The 20,513-nt window shown below is 72.2% G+C and carries 12 protein-coding genes; 7 read left to right on the forward strand and 5 right to left on the reverse strand.

Annotated features, from left to right (window positions below; all coding sequences use genetic code 11):
- Positions 1-138: 138 nt before the first annotated feature.
- Together ACFYSH_RS33055 and ACFYSH_RS33060 are read left to right on the forward strand one after the other, a co-directional pair.
- Positions 139-1,977: a glycoside hydrolase family 3 protein gene (locus ACFYSH_RS33055; RefSeq protein ID WP_388757425.1), complete on the forward strand. Its 1,839-nt coding sequence runs from the start codon at positions 139-141 to the stop codon at positions 1,975-1,977.
- Between the two features lie 135 nt (positions 1,978-2,112).
- A complete protein-coding gene (locus ACFYSH_RS33060; protein WP_359464237.1) occupies positions 2,113-2,769 on the forward strand; it encodes a hypothetical protein in 657 nt (218 codons plus the stop codon).
- 46 nt (positions 2,770-2,815) lie between these two features.
- Here ACFYSH_RS33060 and ACFYSH_RS33065 read toward each other — a convergent pair whose 3' ends face one another.
- The 5 genes from ACFYSH_RS33065 to speB all read right to left on the reverse strand — a co-directional run bounded on the left by ACFYSH_RS33065 (position 2,816) and on the right by speB (position 11,494).
- Complete coding sequence (locus ACFYSH_RS33065; RefSeq protein ID WP_388757428.1) at positions 2,816-4,300, reverse strand: S28 family serine protease; 1,485 nt, start codon at positions 4,298-4,300, stop codon at positions 2,816-2,818.
- Between the two features lie 77 nt (positions 4,301-4,377).
- Positions 4,378-4,803 carry a hypothetical protein gene (locus ACFYSH_RS33070; protein WP_388757430.1) on the reverse strand — a complete coding sequence of 142 codons (426 nt, stop codon included), beginning with the start codon at positions 4,801-4,803 and terminating at the stop codon, positions 4,378-4,380.
- Positions 4,804-4,908: 105 nt separating this feature from the next.
- Positions 4,909-8,670: an ABC transporter ATP-binding protein gene (locus ACFYSH_RS33075; RefSeq protein ID WP_388757433.1), complete on the reverse strand. Its 3,762-nt coding sequence runs from the start codon at positions 8,668-8,670 to the stop codon at positions 4,909-4,911.
- Between the two features lie 170 nt (positions 8,671-8,840).
- Positions 8,841-10,526, reverse strand: a complete 1,686-nt coding sequence (locus ACFYSH_RS33080) for a thiamine pyrophosphate-binding protein (protein WP_388757436.1) — start codon at positions 10,524-10,526, stop codon at positions 8,841-8,843.
- Positions 10,523-11,494 (reverse strand): agmatinase, encoded by a 972-nt coding sequence (gene speB, locus ACFYSH_RS33085; RefSeq protein WP_388757439.1) that lies wholly within the window; start codon positions 11,492-11,494, stop codon positions 10,523-10,525. Before speB ends, ACFYSH_RS33080 begins: the two co-directional genes overlap by 4 nt.
- Positions 11,495-11,873: 379 nt before the next feature.
- Here speB and ACFYSH_RS33090 point away from each other — a divergent pair, with 379 nt between their 5' ends.
- From ACFYSH_RS33090 to ACFYSH_RS33110, 5 genes are all read left to right on the forward strand, one after another.
- Positions 11,874-12,137, forward strand: coding sequence for a hypothetical protein (locus ACFYSH_RS33090; protein ID WP_388757442.1), 264 nt, complete (start codon positions 11,874-11,876; stop codon positions 12,135-12,137).
- 154 nt (positions 12,138-12,291) lie between these two features.
- Positions 12,292-13,632, forward strand: coding sequence for a type VII secretion integral membrane protein EccD (gene eccD / locus ACFYSH_RS33095; RefSeq protein ID WP_388757457.1), 1,341 nt, complete (start codon positions 12,292-12,294; stop codon positions 13,630-13,632).
- A gap of 51 nt (positions 13,633-13,683) precedes the next feature.
- The gene (locus ACFYSH_RS33100; RefSeq protein ID WP_388757445.1) at positions 13,684-14,829 is read left to right on the forward strand and encodes a MinD/ParA family protein; all 1,146 of its coding nucleotides are present in this window, start codon (positions 13,684-13,686) and stop codon (positions 14,827-14,829) included.
- A 41-nt stretch (positions 14,830-14,870) separates the two neighbouring features.
- The gene (gene eccCa / locus ACFYSH_RS33105) at positions 14,871-18,845 is read left to right on the forward strand and encodes a type VII secretion protein EccCa (RefSeq protein WP_388757448.1); all 3,975 of its coding nucleotides are present in this window, start codon (positions 14,871-14,873) and stop codon (positions 18,843-18,845) included.
- Between the two features lie 43 nt (positions 18,846-18,888).
- The gene (locus ACFYSH_RS33110) at positions 18,889-20,307 is read left to right on the forward strand and encodes a DUF6177 family protein (protein WP_388757454.1); all 1,419 of its coding nucleotides are present in this window, start codon (positions 18,889-18,891) and stop codon (positions 20,305-20,307) included.
- The last annotated feature ends 206 nt before the right edge of the window (positions 20,308-20,513 follow it).

Raw genomic sequence — 20,513 nt, forward strand, 5'->3', positions numbered from 1 at the left:
CCCGGGTGGCACCCCGCCGGCACACCACCCGGCCTTCCGCGTGTCACGCGCGTTCCGGGACCGCCCCCTTGACTGGTAGTTACTTTCCATATATCCGTACCTTCTTGGAAGTTTCTTTCAGCACCGGAAGGGGCTCACGTGCACCACGGCACCTCCAGACGCACCCTCCTCACCGCCACCGCGGCGACCGCCGCAGCCGCGGCGTCCGGCGTCGCCGCTCTCCCCGGCGCCGCGCGGGCAGCCACGACAGGCACCTCCCAGGACAGCCGCCTCAAGCGGCTCATCGCCCGGATGAGCCTGGAGGAGAAGGTCGGCCAGCTCTTCGTGATGCGGGTGTACGGGCACTCCGCCACCGAGCCGGACCAGGCGGACATCGACGCCAACCTCGCCGAGATCGGGGTCCGTGACGCGGCCGAGCTGATCTCGACATATCACGTGGGCGGCATCATCTATTTCGCCTGGGCGCACAACACCCGTGACCCGCACCAGATCGCCGAGCTCTCCAACGGCATCCAGCGGGCCGGGCTCGCCGGCCCCACCCCGCTGCCCCTCCTCGTCTCCACCGACCAGGAGCACGGCATCGTCTGCCGCGTCGGTGAGCCCGCGACCCTGCTGCCGGGCGCGATGGCCCTGGGCGCGGGCGGTTCACGCTCCGACGCGCGCACGGCGGGCCGGATCGCCGGGGCCGAGCTGGCGGCGCTGGGCATCAACCAGAACTACGCGCCGGACGCGGACGTCAACGTCAACCCGGCCAACCCCGTCATCGGCGTACGTTCCTTCGGCTCCGACCCGGAGTCCGTCGCCGGGCTGGTCGCCGCGCAGGTGAAGGGGTATCAGGGCGCCGGGATCGCTGCCACCGCCAAGCACTTCCCCGGCCACGGGGACACCAGCACCGACAGCCACACCGGCCTTCCCGTCATCCACCACACCCGGGAGCAGTGGGCCGAGCTGGACGCCCCGCCGTTCCGGGCGGCCGTCGCGGCCGGTATCGACTCGATCATGACGGCACACATCGTGGTGCCGGCCCTGGACCCGGCGGAGGACCCGGCCACCCTGTCCCACCCGATCCTCACCGGCATCCTGCGCGAGGAGCTCGGCTACGACGGCGTCGTGGTCACCGACTCCCTGGGGATGGAGGGGGTCCGCACGAAGTACGGCGACGACCGCGTCCCCGTCCTCGCCCTGCTGGCAGGCGTCGACCAGCTGCTCAACCCGCCGGACCTGAAGGTCGCCTGGAACGCCGTCCTCGACGCCGTGAGGAGCGGGGAGATCAGCGAGGCCCGCATCGAGGAATCGATCCTGCGCATCCTGCGGCTGAAGACCGGGCTCGGGCTGTTCCGCGACCCCTACGTCACCCGCCGGGGTGTCGACCGCACCGTCGGCATCCCGGCGCATCTCGCTGCCGCCGACCGGATCGCCGAGCGGACGACCACGCTGCTGGCCGACGACGGTGCGCTGCTGCCCCTCTCCCGCCGGTCCCACAAGAACCTCCTGGTGGTCGGCGCCGATCCGGCCTCGCCCTCCGGCACGACCGGCCCCCCGACCTCCACGCTCGCCGGGGCCTTCGAGGAACTGGGATTCGTGGCGACCGCCCTGTCCACCGGGACGGCGCCCTCCCCGGTGAAGATCGCCGAGGCCGTGGCCGCGGCGAAGGGCAAGGACGTGGTGGTCGTGGGCACGTACAACGTCTCCGCGACCAGCTCCCAGCGCACCCTGGTCAGCGCCCTCGCGGCTACCGGCGTCCCGGTGATCACGGTGGCGATCCGCAATCCGTACGACATCGCCCACCTGGCCGGTACGGGCTACGCCGCGAGCCTCGCGGCGTACTCCTGGACGGACGTCGAGCTACGGGCCGCCGCTCGCGTGATCGCGGGGCGGGCCCGGCCGGAGGGCAAGCTGCCGGTCCCGGTACAGCGGGCGGACGCCCCCGCGCAGGCGCTGTACCCCGTCGGCTACGGGCTGTCGTACCGGGCCTAGGGCGAAACACGCCCTACGCCACTCCCTCGCCGTAACCATCCCAAAGAGCTAAAAGCACTCCGTGCACCTGGCGTGTCCTGCCTCGGCGGGTCACGCTGGGTGCACGCCTCTGCGGGCGTACCGGGGGGGTCGATCATGGAACTGCGCCGTGCCGCGGGGGTGTCACGCGCCCTTCTGCCCGTTGTCGCGGTGCTCTGTCTGAGCGGCTGCCGGCAGCCGGTGGGCAGCGCGGCGGACATGCCGGCCGGTGGGCCGCAGGCCAGTGCGACGTCCGCGGACTACGGGGTGGAGTTCCTGGGACCGGCCGACTGCAGTTCGCGCGGAGAGGTGTTCCGAGAGGTGTGGTGCGGCAGCGAGAAGGCGGCGGCGCGGGTGCTGGCCCGGTACGCGGGTGCGCCGTCGGACGGCCCGGCGTGTCCGCCCACGACGGACTTCGTCCTGCACATCGCGCAGAGCGGTCCCACGGTCCCGCCGGCCCCCTCCCTGAGCGGCCCGCAGCCGTCGTCGAGCAGCCCAGCGGTGCCCCCCGGGTACGCGTGCATGCGGAATCTGGAGTCCCCGCACCCGGGCGACCCGGGACGGGGCGGCGGTCCGCTGACGGTCGTCGGGGACTGTGTCTACAGCTTCCGCGAGGGTGAGGTCAGGGAGACGGCCTGTGACGGGTCGGGCGAGCGGTCCCCGCAGTTCGAGGTCGGCTCGGCGGTGGCGCGGCGGGCGCTCTGCCCCGACTCGACGGATCTGTTCGTGCAGCTGGGCGGGGACGTGCCGGTGGGCTGTGCCCACCGGGTGTGACCGACACCCGGTGGGCACAGCCCACTTCGGACCTGACCGCTGCGTCCTACGGCCGCAGCGTGCCCCGGTTGCGCTGGAGTTCGGCATCCCGCACGTCCAGGCGGGCGTCGAACTTCGCGAGGGGCTTCGCCTTCGCCGGATCGGCTTCGACGGCCGCGGGCGCGACCCCGGCCCAGCGCAGGACGGCCGCGGTGGCCTCGGCCTTCTCGTCGGCGACGAGACCGGCGACCTTCGAGCCGTGGTTGCCGCCCGGCACGGTGTAGACGTGGCTGTCCCTCGCGCCCTTGCCGAGGTGGAAGGGCTCGGCGCCCCACGGGTCGTTCTCGCCGTAGACGTACATCATCTGCCGGGCGTTGTTCCTGACCCAGCGGTCCACGTCACGCATGACCGAGGGCTGGAACTTCATCGGGATGGAGCGCGGCACGAAGGTGCGCGGCGGCTGGTAGCCGTAGCGGCTCAGATTCCCCAGCCAGGGCTGCGTGATGTCGGGCGAACCGAGCTGGGTGCCTGCCTGGTAGTAGTACGGCGTGTAGGTGCTGAGGCCCTGGTCGGCGTAGGCGGCGAAGCCTGAGATGCCGTCGACGGAGTCCCAGATCTCCTGGTCGGTGGCGTTCGGCGCGTCGGCCGGGATGGACGCGCAGTCGGCGAGCAGGCTGTACTGCCAGAACGCCCAGACGTAGTCCATGACGACGGCCTCGTACGCCTTGTCGAGCGTGCCGACGGTGTCGAAGGTCAGGCCGTTCTCGGCGGCGTACGCCTCGAACTTCGCCTCCAGCGGCTCCCGGCGGACGAGCGCCTCGCGCTGGACACCGCTCAGCCGGTCCCGGCACTCCTCGGTACCGACGCGTGCGAAGAACCGGTCGTACGCCGAATCCTCCTTGTCCACCACGTCGTTGGGGGCGACGTAGGCGACGACGCCGTCCATGTCCTTCGGGTAGAAGCGCTCGAAGTAGGTGGCGGTCATGCCGCCCTTGGAGCCGCCGGTGCTGAGCCACTTCTGGGTGTAGATCTTCTTCAGCGCCTTGAAGACCCGGTGCTGGTCGCTGGCGGCCTGCCAGATGTCGAGCTTGGACCAGTCGGCTGGTGCCGGGCGCGACGGGGTGAAGAAGCGGTACTCCAGGGAGACCTGGTTGCCGTCGATGATCTGCGTCGGCTCACTGCGGCTGGGGTTGGTCGAGACGTTGTAGCCGCTGGTGAAGAAGACCGTGGGCCGGGTCGTGTCCTTGTGCAGCAGGGTGACGCGCTGCTGGAAGGTGCCCTTGGACGGGCGCTTGTGGTCGATCGGCTGGGTGTAGTTGAGGACGAAGAAGCGGTAGCCGGGGTAGGGCTTCTCCTCGATCAGGCTCATTCCCGGGATGGCCAGGATGCGGTCCTTGATGTCCTCGTTGCTGCTCTCACCGCTGGTGGTGGAGCCGCTGCTCTGCTTCGCGGCCGGTTCCGCGGCGGTGGCCGCACCGGCCGAGGCCCCGGTCGCACTCACTGTGCCTATGAGCACCGCGAGCGACAGAACGCCTCTGAGCGCCTTGCGCATGCACCCTCCCCTTGATTCACGACAGTCGCCGAGAACCTAGCGGGGACACCACGCGCCACGCCAGACCCACGCGCACGTCAGCACATGATCCACCCCGTCGATCCGGAGGATGTGCCGATCGAACCCGAGGCGCGGACGCAGCGGTTGAGCGCGTGGACCTTCACGGGGCCGGCCAGCTGGGTGAACCTGCCGCTGTCGACGACCGCCCTGCCGCCGCGCGGCTGCAGCGAGACCCGCATCGTCCGGCGTGCGCCCGGCTTCTTGGCGACGGTGACGGCGCACGCGTAGGCGCGGCTCCCGTAGACCCGCAGGGAACCGGTGGAGAAGGTCACCGTCTTGACCAGCCGCCCGGAGCAGGCCGAAGCGGCCTGCGCCGGGGCCGATCCGGCGGGGCCCAGCACCAGGCCGAAGGCCCCGAGCAGCGGCAGGACGAGGAGCGCCGCCGCCGTGCGCCGGGCAGCCGCGGGCCCCGGCCGCCCCGATGACCTCAGCGGTCTCGTCACCACGGCCACCCCGCCCCCCTCGTCGAACACGTTGACCCTCGTCGGACACACGCACGCACGGGTGTACGACGCGGGAAGGGGTCCTTCAGGTTGCGGTGTGCGGGGTCACACACCTGCCGGGGCGTCCTCGCCTATGCCCTCCCCTATGAAGGTGCGCCACAGTCGCGCGTACGTGCCGCCCCTGGCCAGCAGCTCGTCATGCGTGCCGTCCTCCGCGACCCTGCCCCGGTCCATCACCACGACCCGGTCGGCGCGGGCGGCCGTCGTCAGCCGGTGGGCGACCACCAGGGTGGTGCGCCGGCCCGCCAGCCGGTCGGTGGCCTGGTTGACCTGTGCCTCACTGGCGAGGTCGAGGGAGGCGGTCGCCTCGTCGAGCAGCAGGATGTCGGGGTCGACCAGCTCGGCGCGGGCGAGCGCGATCAGCTGACGCTGACCGGCGGAGAGATTGCGGCCCCGTTCGGCGACCTCGTGCAGATAGCCGTCCTCCAGGGTGGCGATCATGTCGTGCGCGCCGACCGCGCGGGCCGCCGCCTCCACCTGGGCGTCGGTGGCCTCCGGCAGCCCGTACGCGATGGCGTCACGGACGGTGCCCTCGAAGAGGTAGGCCTCCTGCGGGACGACACCGAGCCGGTGCCGGTACGCCGTCCTGTCGAGCAGGCGCAGATCCGTACCGTCCGCCGTGACCCGGCCGCTCGTCGGGTCGTAGAAGCGGGCGACGAGCTTGACCAGCGTGGACTTGCCCGCCCCCGTCTCACCGACGAAGGCGACCGTCTGGCCCGCCGGGATCCGCAGGTCGATGCCGGTGAGGGCCTCGGCCTCGTCGGCGTACGCGAACGACACGTCCTCGAAGGCGATCTCGCCGCGCAGCGACGTCACCTCCTGCGGCTCGTCGTGGTCGGCCGTGGAGGTCGGCTCCCGCAGGAGTTCCTGGATCCGGCCGAGGGAGACGCTGGCCTGCTGGTAGCCGTCGAAGACCTGGGACAGCTGCTGCACGGGCGCGAAGAACAGGTCGATGTAGAGCAGGTAGGCGACCAGGGCGCCCGTGGTCAGCGTGCCGTCGTCGACACGGCCGGCGCCGACGATCAGCACGGCGGCTGCCGCGACCGAGGCCAGCAACTGCACGAACGGGAAGTAGACGGAGATCAGCCACTGCCCGCGCACCCTGGCCTGGCGGTAGTGGTCGCTGCGCGCCGCGAACCGTTCGGCGCCGTCGTTCTCGCGGCGGAACGCCTGGACGATGCGGAGCCCGGAGACCGACTCCTGGAGGTCGGCGTTGACGACACTGATGCGTGTCCGGGCGAGCTCGTACGCCTTGACGCTCTTGCGGCGGAAGAAGAACGTGCCGACGACCAGCAGCGGCAGCGTCGCGAAGACGACCAGGGCCAGCTCGATGTCCAGGACGAGCAGCACGACCGTGATGCCGAAGAAGGTGACGAGGGAGACGAAGGCGGTGACCAGTCCGGTCTGCAGGAACGTGGACAGGGCGTCCACGTCCGTCGTCATCCGGGTCATGATCCTGCCGGTCAGCTCGCGCTCGTAGTAGTCGAGGCCGAGCCGCTGGAGCTGCGCGAAGATCTTGAGGCGCAGGGAGTACAGCACGCGCTCGCCGGTGCGGCCCGTCATCCGGGTCTCGCCGATCTGCGCCGCCCACTGCACGAGCACGGTGAGCAGCCCCAGTCCGGCCGCCGCCCAGACCGCGCCGAGCGCCATCTTCGTGACGCCGTCGTCGATGCCGTGCCGGATCAGCACGGGCAGCAGCAGGCCCATGCCCGCGTCGACGGCGACCAGGGCGAGGCTCACCAGCAGCGGCGCTCCGAAGCCGTGCAGCAGCCTGCGCAGGCCGTACGACTTCTCCGGGCGCACGGCGCTCGCCTCGTCGATGCCGGGGGCATCGGTGGCGGGCGGCAGCGCCTCGACCTGGGCGAGCAGCTCGGGGGTGGCGGGCATCCCGGCGGCCGCCGCGTCGCGCTGCTCCTCCTTGCGGATCCACAGCCCGGGGGTGACACCGCGTTCGGCGTCGAACTCGGCGTCCAGCTCCTCCTGCAGCGCGCGGTCGTCCTCGGGCGCCGCGACCGCCGACGGCTGATGTCCTGGCGAGGTGCCGCCCAGCTCGTCCGGGTCGGTGAGGAGCCGGCGGTAGAGCGCCGAGCGGCGCTCCAGCTCCGCGTGCGTGCCGATGTCCGCGAGCCGGCCCTGGTCGAGTACGGCGATGCGGTCGGCGAGACCGAGCGTGGACCGGCGGTGGGCTATCAGCAGGGTCGTGCGGCCCTCCATGACCTGTGCCAGGACCTCGTGGATCTCGTGCTCGATCCGGGCGTCGACGGCGGAGGTGGCGTCGTCGAGGAGCAGCAGGCGGGGGTCGGTGAGGATGGCGCGGGCGAGTGCGACGCGCTGGCGCTGGCCGCCGGAGAGGGTGAGCCCGTGCTCGCCGACCTTGGTGTCGTACCCCTCGGGCAGCTCGGAGATGAAGCCGTGCGCCTGGGCGGCCTTCGCGGCCCTCTCGACCTCTTCCTGGGTGGCGCCCGGGTGTCCGTAGGCGATGTTGGCGCCGACGGACTCGGAGAAGAGGAAGCTGTCTTCCGGTACGAGCCCGATGGCGGCCCGCAGCGAGTCCTGGGTCAGCTCACGGACGTCGTGGCCGCCGACGAGGACGGCGCCGTGGGACACGTCGTAGAAGCGGGGCAGCAGGAGCGAGACGGTGGACTTGCCGCTTCCGGAGGCTCCGACGACGGCGACGGTCTCGCCGGGCTCGATGGTGAGGGAGAAGCCGTCGAGCACCGGGCGTTCGTCGGCGTAGCCGAAGCGGACGTCGTCGAACTCGACGCGTGCGGGGGCGTCGGCGGGGAGTGTCTTGGTTCCGTCCTCCATGGACGGCTCGGTGTCGATCAGCTCCAGGACGCGCTCCACCCCGGCCCGGGCCTGCTGGCCGACGGTGAGGACCATGGCGAGCATCCGGACCGGGCCGACGAGCTGGGCGAGATAGGTGGAGAAGGCGACGAAGGTGCCGAGGGTGATCTCGCCGCGGGTGGCGAGCCAGCCGCCGAGGGCCAGCATCGCGACCTGGCCGAGCGCGGGTACGGCCTGGAGCGCCGGGGTGTAGCGGGAGTTCAGCCGGATCGTGCGCAGCCGGCCCGCGAAGAGCCTGCGGCTGACCTCGCGGAGCTTGCCGGTCTCCTGCTCCTCCTGGCCGAACCCCTTGACGACCCGGACTCCGGAGACGGCCCCGTCGACCACGCCCGCGACGGCCGCGGCCTGGCTCTGGGCGTACCAGGTGGCGGGGAAGAGGCGGTTCCTGGAGCGGCGGGCGATGAACCACAGGGCGGGGGCGACGGCGAGGGCGACGAGGGTCAGGGGCAGCGAGAGCCACGCCATGATCACCAGGGAGATGAGGAAGAGCAGGATGTTCCCGATGGTCATCGGGAGCATGAAGAGCAGCCCCTGGATCAGTTGCAGGTCGCTGGTGGCCCGCCCGACGACCTGCCCGGTGGACAGCTCGTCCTGCCGCTTCCCGTCGAGCCGGGTGAGGGTGCCGTACATCTCGGTCCGCAGGTCGTGCTGGACGTCGAGGGCGAGCCGGCCGCCGTAGTAGCGGCGGATGTAGGTGGCGATGTAGACGAGGACTGCCGCGCCGATGAGCAGGCCGGTCCACACTCCGAGGGAGCGGGTGTGGCTGCCGACGACGTCGTCGATGATCACCTTGGTGATGAGCGGGACGAGCGCCATCACGGCCATGCCCGCGAGGGACGAGCCCAGCGCCAGCACGACGTTGCGCCGGTAGCGCCAGGCGTACCCGGTCAGCCGCCGGCCCCAGCCCTGTGGCTCCGCGCCCTTCTGTTCCTCGTCCGCGCTCACGCCCGCGCTCGCCATCGTGCCTCCAGCTTTCCCCGTCGCCCCGCCTGACCTACCGCATGTCCCCAACGCGGTCAGCAGCGGATTTCATCCTTCCGCAACAATTCTCGGCCGTGGGACGCAGGGCGGGTGGTCCCGAGTGAGGCGCGAGCGGCGGGCCGGGGACCGGCCCGCCACCGCCACGGTCACTACAGGTGCGTCGGCTCGAACATCTTCAGCAGCGCGGGGAGCACCACGACCGACGGCCCCGGGGCCGCCAGGGCCTTGCCGAGGTCGGCGGCCAGGGTCTGCGGTGTCGTACGGAGCGCGGGGACGCCGAAGGACTCGGCGAGGGCGACGAAGTCCGGGCGGGTGAGCTCGGTCGCCGTGGCTGCTGCGCCGAAGGCGCCCGTCCTGTGGTCCCGCAGGGTGCCGTGGGTCCCGTCGTCGACGATCAGCCAGGTGACGGGCAGGTCGTACCGGCGCACGGTGGCCAGCTCGGCGATCGAGTACATCGCGCCGCCGTCGCCGGAGACCGCGAGCACCGGCTTCGTCGGGTCGGCCGCGGCGGCGCCGATCGCGGCGGGGAAGCCGTAGCCGAGTCCGCCCGCGCCCTGCGCCGAGTGCATGGTGTTCGGGTGGCGGGCGTCGAAGGCGGACCAGGCCCAGTAGGCGAGGATCGTCATGTCCCAGAAGCTGGGCGAGGTGTCGGGCAGCGCCTCGCGGACGGAAGCGAGCACCTGCTGCTCCAGCGTGAGGTCCTGGGCCGCGATGCGCTCGTGCACCTGGTCCAGCAGGGCCCGGACGCGCTCCGGCGCGGTGTCGTCCTCGCGGGGCTCCACGGCGTCCAGGAGGTCGGCGAGGGCTTCGCGGGCGTCGGAGTGGATGCCGAGCGCGGGGTGGTTGGACTCCAGCTTCCCGGCGTCGGCCTCGATCTGGACGATCCGGCCGCGCGGGGCGAACGTGTGGTGGTTCGACGAGAGTTCGCCCAGTCCCGAGCCGACGACGAGCAGCACGTCCGCGGACTCCAGGAAGTCCGTGGTGTGCCGGTCCTCCAGCCAGGACCGCAGCGAGAGGGGGTGTTCCCAGGGGAAGGCGCCCTTGCCGCCGAAGGTGGTGACGACCGGGGCGTCGATCTTCTCGGCGAGCGCGCGCAGCTTGCCGGCGGCGTCGGAGCGTACGACACCACCGCCGGCGATGATCGCCGGACGTTCGGCGTGGGACAGCAGGTGGGCGGCCACGAGGGTCAGCTCCGGCCGGGGGTACAGCTCGCGGGGCGTGGCGTCGAGCGCGCTGACGACGGGCAGGGCGGTCTCGGCGCGCAGCACGTCCTGGGGGATCTCCACCCAGACCGGCCCGTGCGGGGCGGTCAGCGCGGACTCCCAGGCGGCGGCGACGGCGGACGGGATCTGCGACGCCGTGCGCACGGTGTGCACGGACTTCACGATGTCGCGGAACGAGGCCTGCTGGTCGCGGAGTTCGTGCAGATAGCCGTGGCGCCCGCCGCCGAGGCCGGCGGTCGGCACCTGCCCGGAGATCGCCAGCACGGGCGCGGACGCCGCGGCCGCCTCCTGGAGTGCGGCCAGGGAGGTCAGTGCGCCCGGACCGGTGGAGAGGAGCAGGGTCGCCACCTCACCGGTGATCCGGCCGTAGGCGTCGGCGGCGAAGCCCGCGTTGTTCTCGACGCGCAGTCCGACGTACGAGAGCGAGGAGCGGCCCAGCGCGTCGCACATGCCGAGCGCGTGCTGGCCGGGCGGTCCGAAGACGGTGGTGGCGCCGAGGCCCTGAAGGGTCTCGACCACGAGGTCGCCGCCGGTGCGGCCGGACGGGGGATCGAGGGCCGCCTCGGCCTGCGCGGCCGTGAGCCGCGGTCGGTCGTCGTGGTCGTGGCTCACCGGTTGCGGCCCTGCGCGATCTGGCGGGACATGATCGTCGTCAGCTCGTACGCCGTGTGGGAGGCGGCGACGGACGTGATCTCCGCGTGATCGTACGCCGGGGCGACCTCGACCAGGTCGGCCGAGACGAGGTGGCAGGAGGAGAGTCCGCGCAGGATCTCCAGGAGCTCGCGCGAGGTGAGGCCGCCGGCCTCGGGGGTGCCGGTGCCAGGGGCGTGCGCCGGGTCGAGGACGTCGATGTCGATGGAGATGTAGAGCGGCCGGTCGCCGATGCGCTGCCGGAGCTGGTCGGCGATCTCGTCGACACCGCGCCGCATGACGTCGGCGGAGGTCACGATGCCGAAGCCCATCTTGGCGTCGTCGGTGAGGTCCTGCTTGCCGTACAGCGGGCCGCGGGTGCCGACGTGGGACAGCGCCTCCGTGTCGAGGATGCCCTCCTCGACGGCGCGGCGGAACGGCGTGCCGTGGGTGTACTCGGCACCGAAGTAGGTGTCCCAGGTGTCCAGGTGCGCGTCGAAGTGGAGCAGGGCGACGGGGCCGTGCTTCTTGGCGACGGACCGCAGCAGCGGCAGCGCGATGGTGTGGTCGCCGCCGAGCGTCATCAGCCGGGCGCCGGTGGAGAGCAGGTCGTCGGCCGCGGCCTCGACCGTCTCGACGGCCTCGTTGATGTCGAACGGGTTCGCGGCGATGTCGCCCGCGTCGGCGACCTGGGCGAGCGCGAAGGGAGAGGCGTCCTGCGCCGGGTTGTAAGGGCGCAGGAGGCGGGACGCCTCGCGGATGGCGTTGCCGCCGAAGCGTGCGCCGGGCCGGTAGGAGACCCCGCTGTCGAAGGGCACGCCGACGACGGCGACATCGGCGGAGCCGACCTCGTCGAGCCGGGGCAGCCGCGCGAACGTCGCGGGTCCGGCGTACCGCGGGACGCGGGAGGAGTCGACGGGGCCGCGCGGCGCTTCGTTGCTGCTGCTCATGGGTGCGGGTGCCTTTCGTTGAACGATGCGCGCCTTGTGGGCGTCCGTACGGTGTTCCGGGGTGGTGAAGACGGTACGCGGCCGGAGGCCGGCGCTGAAGTGTACGTTTCCTCCATTCTTACGACACCGCACGGAGGGACCGTCCGTGCCGGACTCCCCGCGGGCCTCCCGCCCCTGGCGGGGCTGCCGGCCCGTGAGGGTGTCGCGGACCGCAGGGGGCCGGTTCGCGGCCCGGGACACGCACGTGGCCCGGCTCGTCCAGGCGGGACCGCAGGCCCTGGGCCCTCCCCTCGCTCACGCGTGCCTTATCTTTCAGGGCGACCGACATCTTTCAGGGCGACCGACTGACGCGACGAGCGACGGGGGCGACGGACGACCAATGGCACGGGATTACGACAGCCAGCTACTGGAGTCGGTGGGAGTACGCCGGCGCAGGATGCGCGACGCGCTGCTGTTCGGCGCCCAACGGGCGCGACGCACGGCCGACGAACGGCTCGGGAAGGTGTTCGCGGGGATCGCCCTGGCGGCCGTGATGTGCGCGGGGTGCGTCGGATGGTCCTTCCTCCAGCACACGCTGGACAAGCAGAAGGCCGAGCAGGAGAAGCAGCAGCGCCAGGCGCAGCAGTACGTCCGCACCGGCTGAGGGGAGTACGGCGGAAGCCCTCACGTGCTTGCGGGCAAGTACCCGATGATTCACGCGGATCGAGCGGAAAAGACCATGGATACCGTTACACTGCTTCGGCCCCGAAAGCACGCGAAGCCGTGATGATAGGTTCCCGTAAGTGGTGACCACAGCGATAACTTCCCGGACGGAACTGAGCCGGGTGACCCTGGTCGGCGAGCGGCGCCGGGCCGACATCGTCCTCCCGTCGGACACCCCGATCGGCCAACTGCTCCCGGACATCCTTCAGGTGCTCGACGACCGGGTCGCCTCGCGCCCGCTCACACGGCAGTTGATGACGGCAGACGGATCAGCTCTGCCGCACGACAGCACACTGGCGTCGGCCGGGGTGGCCGACGGCGCGGTGCTCCGGCTCGTCAGGACACACTCCGCGCCGCCGGCCCCCGTCGTGCACGACGTCACCGACCAGGTGGCCGACGACCTCGATCTGCGGGCGTGGCGCTGGCGGCCCGCCGCGCGCCGGGTCGCCGGGGGCGTGGCCACCGTCGTCTTCGCCGTGATCGCCGCGCTGCTCGCCCGCCGCGAATTCCCGCTCGGGGCCCTGGCCGGTGCCCTCGCCGCAGTCACGGTCGTCCTCATGGCGGCCGGTGCCCTCGTCGCGAAGGCCGGGCGGGGCAACCGCGGCCTGGCTACGGCGCTCCTGCTCCTCTCCGGGGCGATCGGCGTCCTCACCGCGTGGACGGCGGCCGACGCTTACACGTGGCCGGGCACCCTGCGTCTCGCCGCCGTCGCGGCGGCGGTGGTCCTGATGCTGGTGCTGCTCGGCTACTTCTCGCCGCTCGGCCGCGGCGGGCTCGTCGGCGCCGCGACGACTGCCGCGCTCACCGTGGTGTGGGAGGGCGTCGCCGCCGTCCAGGGGGACCCGGCCCGGCTCGGCGCCGTCATGGCGGTCGTCTCCGTGGTCCTGCTCGGCCTGTTGCCACGTCTGGCGCTGATGGCGTCGGGGCTGACCGCACTCGACGACCGCCGTTCGGGCGGCGTCTCCGTCAGCCGTCACGAGGTGGGCAACGCCCTCGCGGCCACGCATCGCGGCCTCGCCCTCGCGACCCTGGCCACCTCGGTCTCGGCCGCCGGCGCCGGCTGGCTGATCACCCGGGCGGGGACACAGACGGTGTGGACCGTGGTGCTGACCTCGGTCGTCGCCGTGGTGCTGCTGTCACGAGCCCGCGCGTTCCCCCTGGTCGCGGAGGTGGTGGCGCTCTTCGCCGCCGCGGCGGTCCTCGTCGTACGCCTGGTGATGCTGTGGATGGAGCACGGCGGGGGCGCCGGGCCGATCACCGTGCTCGGTGCGGCGGCGGTACTGCCGCTCCTCGTCCTGGCGGTGCAGCCGCCGGAGCACGTGCGGGTCCGGCTGCGGCGAACGGCCGACCTGGTCGAATCCATCGGCATGGTGGGACTCTTCCCGCTCGCCGTCGGTGTGTTCGGTGTGTTCGGACAACTGCTCAACAAGTTCTGAGTCAACGCGCGGCGCCCGGCAGGGGCAGCACGGCGGAGAAGAAGGGCAGAGATGCCGAACGCGGACAACTGGCAGGGCGATGTGCTGCGCGACCTGAGGGGCGCGGCCCCACAGGGCGGGCAGCGCCCCGCCGATGCGGCGCCCGGAGTCTCCCCGCAGGGCGGCCCCGGCCTCCCCGCCCCGGGTGCCGGTACACCTGTTCAGGCCGGCCAGGCCGGTCCTCAGCGCCAGGAGCCGCCGGCTCCCCGCACCCCCGTGGCGGGACCACCCCGCGGCACCCCCGACTCCCTGCCCGTGGTGGACGACGCCCTGACCGGAGCGCTACGCAAGCCGCGCCACGGGGAACCTCTCGCGTCGCGTGCCGCGCATGCCGTGCGCCGTATCGTTTCCTCTTCGGCAGCGCGCGAGGTCGCCGAGCTCACCCGCACCGCGGAGCGGCTCCAGCAGCCCGTGACGACGGGCCGGCAGATCGCCGTCACCTCTATCCGGGGTGGCGCGGGCAAGTCGACCGTCGCCGCGCTCCTCGGCACCACGTACGCCCACTACCGGCAGGACCCGGTCCTCCTCGTCGAGGCCGATCCGGCGCTCGGCTCCCTGCCGCTGCGGCTCGGCTCCCAGTCCCTTCGCTGGACCACCGGCGACGTCGCGAACATCGTCGAACCGCAGATGTCCCTGCTCGACATCACCGGCTACCTCGTCCAGCTCCCCGACAACGCCTGGCTCCTGCCCGGCAGCCAGGGCCGGATCGGCGCGATGCTGGACACCAGGGCGTACGAACGGGTCATGGTCTCCCTGCGCCGCTACTTCGGTGTGACGGTCGTCGACTGCGAGACGCTGCCCGCCGAGGTCGCCCGGGTCGCGCTCTCGGCCTCCCAGGCCCGCGTGCTGACCACCCCGGCGACCCTGGAGGGCGTCATGAGTACGTACAACGTGCTCGAGTGGATGAAGGGGCTGCCCCGCCATGTGATCGAGGGCACGGTCGTCGTCCTCACCGAACAGACGCCCCGCGCCGGGATCGACCTCGGCAAGGCCGCCCGCAAGCTCGAGTCCACCGGCGCGAGTGTCCAGGTCCTCCCCTTCGACCGGCACCTCGCCGCCGGCGGTGCCATCCGTCCGGAGCTGCTCGCCCGTGCGACGCGGCGGGCCGCCACCCTCCTCGCCGCGGATGTCTTCCAGCTCTCGCAGAAGCGTCGCTGACCCGTGCCGCTCCCGAGCCCGACCGTGAGTGACGGACGATCATGAGTACCCGACTGATACACCGCCCGGCCCGGACCACCCGGCCTCCGGCCACGTCCGGGGCACGCGTCATCGAGGCTCCGCCCAACCTCCCCGAGGGGAAGGCGGGCAACATCGCGATGTCGCTGCTGCCCGTCGCCGGAGTCATGTCGTCGGTCGTGATGATGACGGTCGTGCGCAACAGCCAGTTCGCCGCTCTCGGGGCGATCATCCTGGTCGTGACGATCGTCGGCTCGGTCGCGCTGCTCTTCTCGCAGCGCGGCAAGGCCCAGCGCACCCGCCGCAGCCAGCGCGAGGCCTACCTCGCCTATGTCGAGGACCTGCGGGAGGAGCTCTCGGGTGAGGAACGGGCGCGCCGTGAGCTCGCCGACGTACTCAACCCGCCGCCGCACGCCCTGTACGACATCGTGCGGGATCCCGCCCGCCTGTGGGAGCGCCGCCGCGTCGACGCCGATTTCCTCCGGGTGCGGCTCGGCACCGGCGAGATGCCGGTACGCGATCTGAGCATCGCCGACCAGGGATCGACGGTCCTCACCCCGCCCGACCTCTTCATGCTCAACGAGGCGTCGGCGCTGATGACCCGCTTCCGCACCGGCACCGAACTCCCTCTCACCGTGCCGCTCGACCGGGTCGGCAACATCAGCGTCGTCGGGCCCCGCGAGGACTGCCTGCGGGTCGTCCGCGCCCTCCTCGTACAGGCTGCGGCGACGCATGCCCCCGACGACGTGGCGATGGCGCTCGCCGTGCCCGGCGACCGGGTCGCCGACTGGGAGTGGGCCAAGTGGCTGCCGCACCTGCTGGACACCGAGCAGCTGGACGGCCCGGTCGCCGCCCGCCGCATCGCCCCCTCCGCGCCCCAGCTCGCCCGGCAGCTCGGCCCCGAACTGCGCCGCCGCGCCTCCTACGCCGCCGAGCTGCGCCGGGGCCTGGCCGGCAAGGACGCCCTGTCCATGACGTCCCGGCTGCTCGTCGTCACCGACGGCCACGGCGAGGACGCCGTCGACCTGCCACGGCCCGACGACGCCGTGGGGCTGCGCGACATGGGCGTCACGGTCCTGCACCTGCTCGAACAGCGCGTCCAGGAGCCGGGCCACGTCGGCATCCGGATCACCGTGGAAGGCTCCGACGTGCGCATCGAGGACCTGCGGGAGCAGGAGCCGGTCAGCGCCCACGGCACCGTCGACGAAGTCGGCATCCCGTTCGCCGAGGGCCTGGCCCGGATGCTCGCGCCGCTGCGCCTGTCCGCCGAGTCGCTCGTCGACGCCCCCCTGTCCGGCCCCGTCGACTTCGCCGGCCTGCTCGGCATCGAGGACGTGGCCCGGCTCGACCTGTCCCGCCTCTGGGCCCCGCGCGGCGAACGCGCCTTCCTGCGCGTGCCCATCGGCATCAGCGACTCCCACGAACCGGTGCTCCTGGACCTCAAGGAGTCCTCGGAGCTCGGCATGGGGCCGCACGGCCTGTGCGTCGGCGCCACCGGGTCCGGGAAGTCGGAGCTGCTGCGCACCCTGGTCCTCGCCCTGGTCACCACCCACCCGCCCGAGGACCTCGCCCTGGTCCTCGTCGACTACAAGGGTGGCGCGACCTTCGCTCCGTTCGCCGGCCTGCCGCACGTCGCCGGTGTCATCACCAACCTGGAGAACCAGGCGGGCCTCGTCGAACGCGTCCACGCCTCCCTCGCCGGCGAGGTGAAGCGCCGGCAGCAGGCGCTCAAGGACGCGGGCAACATCGCCGACATCGGAGACTACGCCGCACTGCGCGCCGAGAAGCGCCCCGACCTCGACCCGCTGCCCCACCTGTTCGTCGTCATCGACGAGTTCGGTGAACTCCTCACGGCGAAACCGGACTTCATCGACCTTTTTCTGTCCATCGGCCGTATCGGCCGCTCCATCGGTGTGCACCTGCTGCTCTCGAGCCAGCGCATCGAGGGCGGCAAGCTCAAGGGCCTGGACACCTATCTCTCGTACCGGCTCGGCCTGCGCACCTTCTCCGCCGACGAGTCCCGTACGGTCCTGGACACCACGGACGCGTTCCATCTGCCGCCGCTGCCTGGTTTCGGCTACCTCAAGGTCGACACCAGCCACTACGCGCGCTTCAAGGCCAGCTATGTGTCAGGCGGCTACCGGGGCCCCGTGCAGCGTGCGGAGGACGAGGAGACCGGACCGCTCGCCCTCGAGTACGAAGCGTTCAACACCCTCGCGGTCTCGGACGGTCCCGGCCCCCAGGAGCCCTCGTCACGGCGCCGCGAGACGGGGCCGACGGAGATGGGCGTCATCGTCGGACAGCTGGAGGGCGCTGCCGGGCCGGTACGCAGCATCTGGCTGCCACCGCTGCCCGCGGCCCTCCCGCTGGACAGCGTCGCGGGCCCCCTGGAGGCCGGCCCGCGCGGTATGCAGCTCGCCAAGCGCCGGGGTCCGCTCCAGGTGCCGCTGGGTCTGCTCGACGACCCGACGAAGCAGTGGCAGGGCCAGTGGTTCCTGGACCTCACCGTGGCCGGCGGCCACGCCGCCTTCATCGGGGGCCCGCAGTCCGGCAAGACGACTCTGCTGCGTACGTTCGTCCTCTCTCTCGCGCTGACCCACACCCCGCAGGAGGTCGGCGTCTACGGCCTCGACCTGGTCGGCGGTGGCCTCCAGGCCCTGTCCGGCCTGCCGCACGTCGGGGGCATCGCGGGCCGCGCGGACCGCGAGCGCGCGGGACGTACGGCCGAGGAGGTGCGGTACATGCTCGCCACCCGCGAGGACCTCTTCCGCGAGCACGGCATCGACTCCGTCGACCAGCTGCGCTCCCTGCACGCGGCGGGCAGGCTGCCTGAGCTCGCCTCGGCCGAGATCGTGCTCGTCATCGACGGGTTCGGCGCGCTGCGCGACGACTTCGAGGACCTGGACGAGGCCGTCGTCGACATCCTCAAGCGTGGTGGCGGTTACGGGATCCACGTCGTCGCGGGCATGCTCCGCTGGAACGACGTACGCATCGCCACCCAGTCCGCGTTCGGCACCCGTCTCGAACTGCGGATGAACGACCCCAGCGAGTCCAGCATCGACCGCAAGCTGTCCCAGACGCTGTCCCCCGACGAACCCGGCCGCGTCCTCACCGACGGCAAGCTCTTCGCCCAGGCGGCCTTGCCCCGTACGGACGGGCTCGGCGACACCGCCTACCTGGGCGCGGTCCTGGAGCGCACCGCCCGTACGGTCCGCGCCACCTGGAGCGGAGAGGTCGCCCAGCAGGTGCGGGTCCTGCCGGCCGTCCTGGAGCCGCACCTGCTTCCGGGTCCGGCCGCCGAACCCCGCAGGGTGCCGATCGGTGTCGACCAGACGGCCCTGGAACCCGTCCTCCTCGACCTGTTCGAGCACGACCAGCACCTGCTGGTCATGGGCGACAGCGAGTGCGGGAAGACGAACCTCCTCAGGACCGTCGCCGCCGGCCTCATCGACCGCTACGGCGAGGACGAGCTGGTCTTCGCCGTCATGGACCCGCGGCGCAGCCTGCGCGGCGCGATCCCGGAGGAGTACAGGGGCGGATACGCGTACAACGCCAAGCTGTGCGCCGGCCTTTCGGCCGGCATCGCCACCGAGCTGGAGAAGCGGCTGCCCGACGAGAACGCGGGCATCGAGGACCTGGAACCCGGCAGCTGGGGCAACGGCCCGCGGATCGTGGTCCTGATCGACGACTACGACGTGCTGACGACGGCCGGCCAGTCGCCGCTCTCCCCCTTCCTGCCCTACATCCCGTCCGCGGTGGACATCGGCCTCCACTTCGTCCTGACGCGCCGGGTCGCGGGCGCTTCACGCGGGATGTACGAGCCGCTCGTACAGGGCCTGCGCGAGTCGGGGGCCTCGGCCGTCCTCATGGCGGGCGACCGCAGCGAGGGCCAGCTCTTCCCTGGCGTGTACGCCACCCAGCAGCCCGCAGGACGCGGTGTGCTGATCCGCAGGGGCTATGCGAACCGCCTGATCCAGACCGTGTACACGCCCGCCTGACACCCGGGGCACCTCGACGAACGACGAAGGACCGGACGACCCCATGACGAAGGACGTCATCGCCCTCACCACCCGTATGCCCGACCCGTGGACCGTGCTCGTGGGGCTGCTCTCCGGGGGCCCGGACAAGCTCGTGGACACCCACGGCGACGGAGCCGTCGTACAGCTCTGCGATCCGGAGGGCCGTCCCCTGGTCGCCGTCGAGGCACCGCTGCTCGTCCAGGTGGCCGGCGAGGCGGAACGCCTGCTCGGAGCGTCGGCGCCGCCGGTCCCGTTCTGGTGGACGGAGGCCCGCGCCACCACCGGTGTGGCGGAGGCGGAGCAGCTCGCGGGCACGTTCGCCGCCCGGCTCGCCCACCTCGCCGGTGGCTCCGCCTGGCCCCCGGAGGCCGCCCGCTCGCTGGCCGTGGTGCCCACCGACGGGGTGAGCGTCGCGCCCACACCGGCCGCGGCGGTCCCGGCCGTCGACGTACTCACGGAGAAGGTCGCCGTCGTCATCCAGGACCGCCCGGTGGTCGCCCTCACGGCCTGGCTCGCGGATGCCTACCGGGCTGCCACGGAGGCCGGTCTCGGACTCCAGGTCGTCGCGCCGGCCGGGACGACACTCTCCCCGGCGGCACGCCACCTCCTGGGGACGTGGCCGTCCCGTTGGATCGTCCAGGACGAACGGGACGGCTACTACGACGGGCTGTCAGGAGCCGTACTGCGGTGGCAGGACGGCATCTTCGCGCCGGTCGCGGGCCCCGGTGCGACCGGGGACGACCCGCAGAGTCTGGTCGCCGCGTCCTACGGTGAGGTCGCGGAGACCGGCGAACGGCAGTTGGCGATCACGTTCCGCTCGGTCCACCCCGCCGACGACCGCCTGGTGCTCGGCGGCGGCCTGGAGTCGGTGTGGCGCGAGCTCACCGGTGCGCCTCCGGCGGGCTGGGGTACGGCGGAACCCGCCAACCTCCCCTGGTCACCGCAGCGCCTCACGGACCTCGCCTTCGAGCGGTCCCCCCAGCCGACCTGGGCCGTGGTCGTCGGCACCCCGGACCGGCCCGGGCTCGCCACCGTGCGCGTCACCCGCACGACGGCGGGGGTGGAGGAGGAGGTGACGCTGGCGTTCGGCTACGGACCCGATGAGGAGATGCCGCTGGACGCGCTGCCCAGGGCCGCCGAAGTGCTCGCCACCCGCCACCGGCTCCAGTCGATGCTCGTACAGCTCCGCAAAGCCCGCCGCGACCTCGCCGTACCGCCCCGCTTCGAAGGCCCCGGCGTCCCGCTGGCGTTCGTCCTGGGCGCCGACGAGGTCCGCGAGATCCAGGGCGACCGCGCCCGGCGTACTCCGCTGGCGGCGAAGCCTGTTCAGCTGGGGCCCAGGGCGCGTCCCGCGCTGTACTACCCGCTGCCCGGTGATCCGTCGGACCTGGCGGGGTGGCAGGACTTCGAGCGGTTGGTGCGGCATCTGAAGGGCTCGTGACAGGAGTTGCGGCCGACGTGTATTGGGATGGTCACAGTGCGGTGCTTGCTGATTGCACCGGTGATGTGCGGGTTGATACACATGATGGTTCGTACGGTTGTTCAGTCTGGTGGGGGGGAAGCTGATGAAGTTCGACATGGGGGCATCGGTTCTGACGACCCTGAGGTCGCGTTCCTCGGAGTCGAGCACGGATCTGGGCACGCTGA

The sequence above is a fragment of the Streptomyces sp. NPDC005791 genome, from assembly GCF_042871485.1.
Lineage (GTDB): Bacteria > Actinomycetota > Actinomycetes > Streptomycetales > Streptomycetaceae > Streptomyces.